The sequence below is a fragment of the Archangium sp. genome (assembly GCF_036389735.1).
In the GTDB taxonomy this organism is placed as follows: Bacteria; Myxococcota; Myxococcia; order Myxococcales; family Myxococcaceae; genus Archangium.
This window is the reverse complement of the sequence record NZ_DASVWK010000058.1, coordinates 1-5359: the sequence shown is the minus strand read 5'-3', so window position 1 is coordinate 5359 and position 5359 is coordinate 1. Positions and strand designations below refer to the sequence as shown.

At 69.5% G+C, this 5359-nt stretch carries 4 protein-coding genes; all 4 read right to left on the bottom strand.

Annotated features, from left to right (window positions below; genetic code table 11):
• A partial coding sequence (locus VF794_RS02120; RefSeq protein ID WP_331107207.1) for a fatty acyl-AMP ligase occupies positions 1–1696 on the bottom strand: 1696 nt, incomplete at its 3' end.
• Positions 1697–1862: 166 nt separating this feature from the next.
• Positions 1863–2903: a polysaccharide lyase gene (locus VF794_RS02115; RefSeq protein ID WP_331107205.1), complete on the bottom strand. Its 1041-nt coding sequence runs from the start codon at positions 2901–2903 to the stop codon at positions 1863–1865.
• A 181-nt stretch (positions 2904–3084) separates the two neighbouring features.
• Positions 3085–3936, bottom strand: coding sequence for an S-formylglutathione hydrolase (gene fghA, locus VF794_RS02110; RefSeq protein WP_331107203.1), 852 nt, complete (start codon positions 3934–3936; stop codon positions 3085–3087).
• Positions 3936–5048, bottom strand: coding sequence for an S-(hydroxymethyl)glutathione dehydrogenase/class III alcohol dehydrogenase (locus VF794_RS02105; RefSeq protein WP_331107202.1), 1113 nt, complete (start codon positions 5046–5048; stop codon positions 3936–3938). The genes fghA and VF794_RS02105 overlap by 1 nt, the downstream gene beginning before the upstream one ends.
• Positions 5049–5359: the final 311 nt, after the last annotated feature.

Below are 5359 nucleotides of genomic sequence, written 5' to 3'. Positions count from 1 at the left end.
AGGCGTTGCGCTGAATCTTGCCGCTGGACGTCTTGGACATGGTGCCGGGGCGCACCAGCACCAGCGTGTCCAGGTGGATGCCATGGGTGGCGGCCACGGACTGCCGGGCGGCGTGGGTGATGTCCTCGAGGTTGTCACCCTCGCGGCCGCGCTGGACCTCCTGGACGACGACGAGCCGCTCTTCCTGGCCAGAGTCGATGGAGAAGGCGGCTCCGCAGCCGGGGCGCAGCGCGGGGTGGCTCTCCTCGACGGTGCGCTCGAGGTCCTGGGGGTAGTGGTTGCGGCCCCGGATGATGATGAGGTCCTTGATGCGGCCGGCGAAGAACAGCTCGCCCTCGTGGAGGAAGCCGAGGTCTCCGGTGCGCAGGTAGGGGCCATCGCCGGTGTCGGCACGCAGGGCGCGGAAGGTGTGCTCGGTCTCCTCGGGACGGTTCCAGTAGCCCTGGGCCACGCTGGGGCCGGAGAGCCAGATTTCCCCCACCCGGTCCGGGGCGCAGCGGGTGTGCGTGACGGGGTCCACGATGACGACCTGCTGCTCCAGCCACGGGCCGCCCAGGCCCACCAGACGTCGCGAGCCCGGAGCCCCCTCGGGCAGCTCGGCGACCCTCCATGAGCCCAGCGCGGCGCCGTCCACCGTGCGCACCGTCCTGCGGGAGCCCGGCAAACCGCCCGTCACCATCAGCGTGGCCTCGGCCAGCCCGTACAGGGGACGCGGCGCGTCCGGACGGAAGCCACTGGGGGCGAAGTGGCGCGTGAATCGCTCCAGCGTGTCGGCGCGCACGGGCTCGGCGGCGTTGAAGGCATAGCGCCACGAGCTCAAGTCGAGCGACTCACGCTGCTCCGCCGTCACCTTGCGCACGCACAGGTCGAAGGCGAAGTTGGGCCCGCCGCTGTGGGTGCCTCGGTAGCGGGAGATGGCCTGGAGCCAGCGCAGCGGCTTCTGAAGGAAGGTTTCGGGAGGCAGCAGGACGATGGGGAAGCCGGTGTACACGGGCTGGAGCACGCAGCCGATGAGCCCCATGTCGTGGTACAGCGGCAGCCAGCTCACGCCGACGGACTCCTCCGTGCCGCCGAAGGCCCGCTGGATGATGGCGGAGTTGTGGAGCAGGTTGCCGTGGGTGAGCCGCACGCCCTTGGGGACGGCGGTGGAGCCGGACGTGTACTGGAGGAAGGCGAGCGAGTCCGGCGTCATCTCGGGAGGCCGCCACTCCCGCTCGATGTCGGGAACCAGGGCGTCGGTGGCCACCCAGCGCAGCGCGGCGAGTTCCGGTGCTTGATGGGCGAACCCGTCCACGAGCTCGCGGATGGGGCCGGTGGTGAGCACCAACGTGGCGCGGGAGTCCTGGGCGATGGCGCGCAGGCGCGGCAGCGTCCGGTTCAGGCGGGAGGGGTCCGGCGGATACACCGGCACGGCCACGACGCCGGCGTACAGCGCCCCGAAGAAGGCGGCGATGTAGTCCAGCCCGAAGGGGTAGAGGAGCAGGGCGCGCTCCCCGGGAGCGGCGTGCCGCTGGAGCGTGGCGGCGATGGCCCGGGCTCGCAGCTCCAACCCGGCGAAGTCCAGGTGGAGGGACTCCGTCTCACCGTCCTCGAGCAGGGTGAAGACGCGGCGTGAGGGCTGCTCATGGGCCCTCCTCCGCAGGATGTCCACGAAAGTGGAACCTGGCTCGCTCCGGACCACCGACAGAGGCTTCATGTCGCTCGGCACCGCGGAAGGGGGAGACGCCGCGCTCGGAAGGCGGCGGGGCGCCGGAGGGACATGGGGGGCTCCCCCGGCGGCCGGATCTTCATCCGGCCTCACGCCCGCTTCAATGGCGGGGGAGCCATGGCGTGGCGGGGTATTCAGTACCCCACCACGGTCTTCAGCGCCGAGGTGAGCGCGAGCGGCGCGCACGCGCGTAGGCGGGAGCCTGCTTGCGCCGGCCGAGCATCGCGACCAGGGCGAGCGCGACGACGACGAGCAGGGGCGTGCCACCGGTGGAGGAGGCCCCGCAGCTCGCGGCGGGGACCATGCCCGTGCCGAGCATCGGGTCATCCGGGACGATGCCGCCGGAGCCCGGGGTGGCCTCGTCGGAGCTCGAGGGGACCTGGGCGATGGGCGAGGGCTGCTCGGAAGCGGAGCCCTCACCGGGCCTCGTCACGGGAGCGGGGTGGCTGGGGGCGGGGTTGGTCACGGGAGCCGGCGCGGCGACAACGGGAGGCATGACGTCCTCCAGCTTCGTGGCCATGGTGAAGCCGTCGTGGAGGACGACTCCCTCCGGGGCGATGGACTCGTCACGGTAGAGGCCGAGCTTGAGGTAGTTGCGCTGGCCCGAGTACTGGGTGGCCACCTTCGTCAGGGGCAGGGCGAGCTTGCCGTTGTGGTACAGCTCGAGGAAGCCGACGCGCGGGTCGGGCGACCACTTCACGTGCAGGACGAAGTCATTCCAGTGCTCTCGCCGGAGCGGAGCGCGGTAGACGATCTTCCCGTTGCTGCCACCCGCGCGTAGGAGCAGCTCGTCATTGACGACATAGAACTCGAGCGGCGGGGAGCCACCGTTACCGTCGTGGTGCCACTGGGTGAAGATCTGCCACTTCGACGAGCGGGGAAAGCTGCTGGGGAAGAGGGTGCTCCACTTGTAGAAGTACTCGGAGCCAGTCGCCTCACGGCTCAAGTAGAGCAGTTCGTTGCGGTTGCCGCTGGCGTTGATGGGATCATCGCCCTGTCGGACGATGGTCTTCAGCGCGTAGCGACCCTCTCGCACGGACGCGCTGACCACCTGGAGACGGCTCGAGGAGACACTCTGCTCGCGGTCCCACTGCGAGAGGTTGCCGGTCTCGAAGTCCCCCTTCCACACGACAGAAGCGGAAGCCAGGGTGGGCAGCAGCAGCGCGAAGGGGGCAAGTTTCAGCAAACGCTTCAAGCTCGGGCCTTTCGTTCCGGTTGGGCTGCACGGACAAATGGATCCCCTTCCAACTTCCCGAGCTGCTCCCCTGTCAGCCCTCCTTGAAGCGGGCGCTGAGTCGCCTTCCCAGCACCCTCTGGAACGCACGGGGGCCCGGTGAAAGGCCCGCCCGGCGAGGAGGCACGCACCCTCTACGATTTCAGGCGTTTAGAGCGGCGGCGTGGTGGCGGAGATGGTCCGCCATGAAGGTCGAGACGAAATAGTAGCCGTGGTCGTAGCCGTCCTGGGAACGGAGTGTCAGGGGCTGCCCCGCTTGCTCGCAGGCCTCTCGGAGGAGTTCGGGTTTGAGCTGCTCGCCGAGGAACTTGTCGCGCGTGCCCTGGTCCACGAGGAGAGGCGGGAGGGGCGAGCGCGCGGCGCGGATGAGCTCGGTGGCATCCCACGCGCGCCAGGCTTCGGTATCGCCACCTATATAGGTGGTGAAGGCCTTCTGTCCCCAGGGAGCACGTATGGGAGCGGAGATGGGCGAGAAGGCCGAGACGGAGCGGTAGCGGCCCGGCTGGCGCAGGGCGCAGACGAGGGCGCCATGCCCGCCCATGGAGTGGCCGAAGATGCCCTCGCGGTCCATGCGAGCGGGGAAGCTCCCGCCCACGAGCTCGGGCAGCTCACCGGTGACGTAGCTGAACATGCGGAAGCGCGAGGCCCAGGGCGCCTGGGTGGCGTCCACATAGAAGCCGGCGGCGGTGCCTACCTCCCAGTCGGCGCTCTCATTCGGAATGCCGGTGTCGCGTGGGCTGGTGTCGGGGACGACGAGCATCAGCCCCAGCTCGGCGGCGAGCCGATGCGCGCCGGCCTTGATCTGGAAGGTCTCCTCGGTGCAGGTGAGGCCCGAGAGGTAATAGAGGACGGGCACCTTGCCGGATTGGGCCTGGGGCGGGAGGTAGACGGAGAAGCGCATCTCGCCGCCACACACCCGCGAGTCATGGCGGTAGTAGGCGACGGTGCCGCCGAAGCAGCGGTGCTCGGAGACGAGCCGGGGCGACGCGACCATCAGGAGTACCTCACCACGGTGCGGATGGACTCGCCCCGGTGCATCAGGTCGAAGCCCTCGTTGATGCGCTCGAGGGGGAGGGTGTGGGTGACGAGCGGGTCGACCTGGATCTTCCCCTCCATGTACCAGTCGACGATGCGGGGCACGTCGGTGCGGCCGCGGGCGCCACCGAAGGCACTGCCCTTCCACACGCGCCCGGTGACGAGCTGGAAGGGACGGGTGCGGATCTCCTCTCCGGCGGCGGCGACGCCGATGACGATGCTCTCGCCCCAGCCCCGGTGGCAGCACTCGAGCGCCTGGCGCATGGTGTTCACGTTGCCGATGCACTCGAAGCTGTAGTCGGCGCCGCCCTGGGTGAGGTTGACGAGGTAGGGCACCAGGTCCGCGCCCACCTCGCTCGGGTTGACGAAGTGGGTGAGGCCGAACTTCTCGGCGATGGCGCGTCGGGAGGGATTGAGGTCGACGCCGACGATCTGATCCGCGCCCACCATGCGGCAGGCCTGCACCACGTTGAGGCCGATGCCGCCCAGGCCGAAGACGACCACGCGGCTGCCGGCCTCCACCTTCGCGGTGTAGACGACGGCGCCCACGCCCGTGGTGACGCCGCAGCCGATGTAGCAGACCTTGTCGAAGGGGGCGTCCTCGCGAATCTTCGCCAGGGCGATCTCCGGGAGCACCGTGTGGCTCGCGAAGGTGGACGTGCCCATGTAGTGGTGGATGGGGTCCTTGCCGAGCCGGAAGCGGCTGGTGCCATCGGGCATGAGGCCCTTGCCCTGCGTGGCGCGGATGGCGGTGCAGAGGTTCGTCTTGCGCGACAGGCAGGACTTACACTGGCGGCACTCGGGCGTGTAGAGCGGGATGACGTGGTCGCCCTTCTTGAGTGAGGTGACACCGGGGCCGACGTCCACCACCACGCCCGCGCCCTCGTGGCCGAGGATGGAGGGAAAGAGGCCTTCGGGGTCCTTGCCGGACAGGGTGTACGCGTCGGTGTGGCAGATGCCCGTGGCCTTCAATTCGACGAGCACCTCGCCAGCCTTGGGCCCTTCGAGTTGCACCGTCTCGATGCGCAGGGGCTTGCCGGGTTCGAACGCCACCGCTGCCTTGATGTCCATGCTCGTACTCTCCGGGTTCGGGGTGTAGCGGAAGGCCGCGGAGGGTAGCGGGGGCGGCACGGAGCGGGGGACTCCACGGGCCGAAGAATTGCGCTTCCCGACAGTCGATGTAACACAGTGTCGGATTCGCTGGTCATCGAGTAGCACCGGACGAGGCGCATGAGAGTCGGGGTCGACAGAGCGCGAGCGGGCACGTGGCCCGGCGGGACGAGTGTCCTGCTGGCGGCGCTGCTGTTCGCCGTGTCGTCCTCCGGCTGTGGCCCCCTCGATGAGCTCCTCGACCCTCGGCCAGAGGACACGCTCCGGCCTCG

Excerpts from the sequence above, each read along its gene's own strand:
- fghA (WP_331107203.1), bottom strand. The coding sequence starts at position 3,936 with ATGGTCGCGTCGCCCCGGCTCGTCTCCGAGCACCGCTGCTTCGGCGGC.
- VF794_RS02105 (WP_331107202.1), bottom strand. The coding sequence starts at position 5,048 with ATGGACATCAAGGCAGCGGTGGCGTTCGAACCCGGCAAGCCCCTGCGC.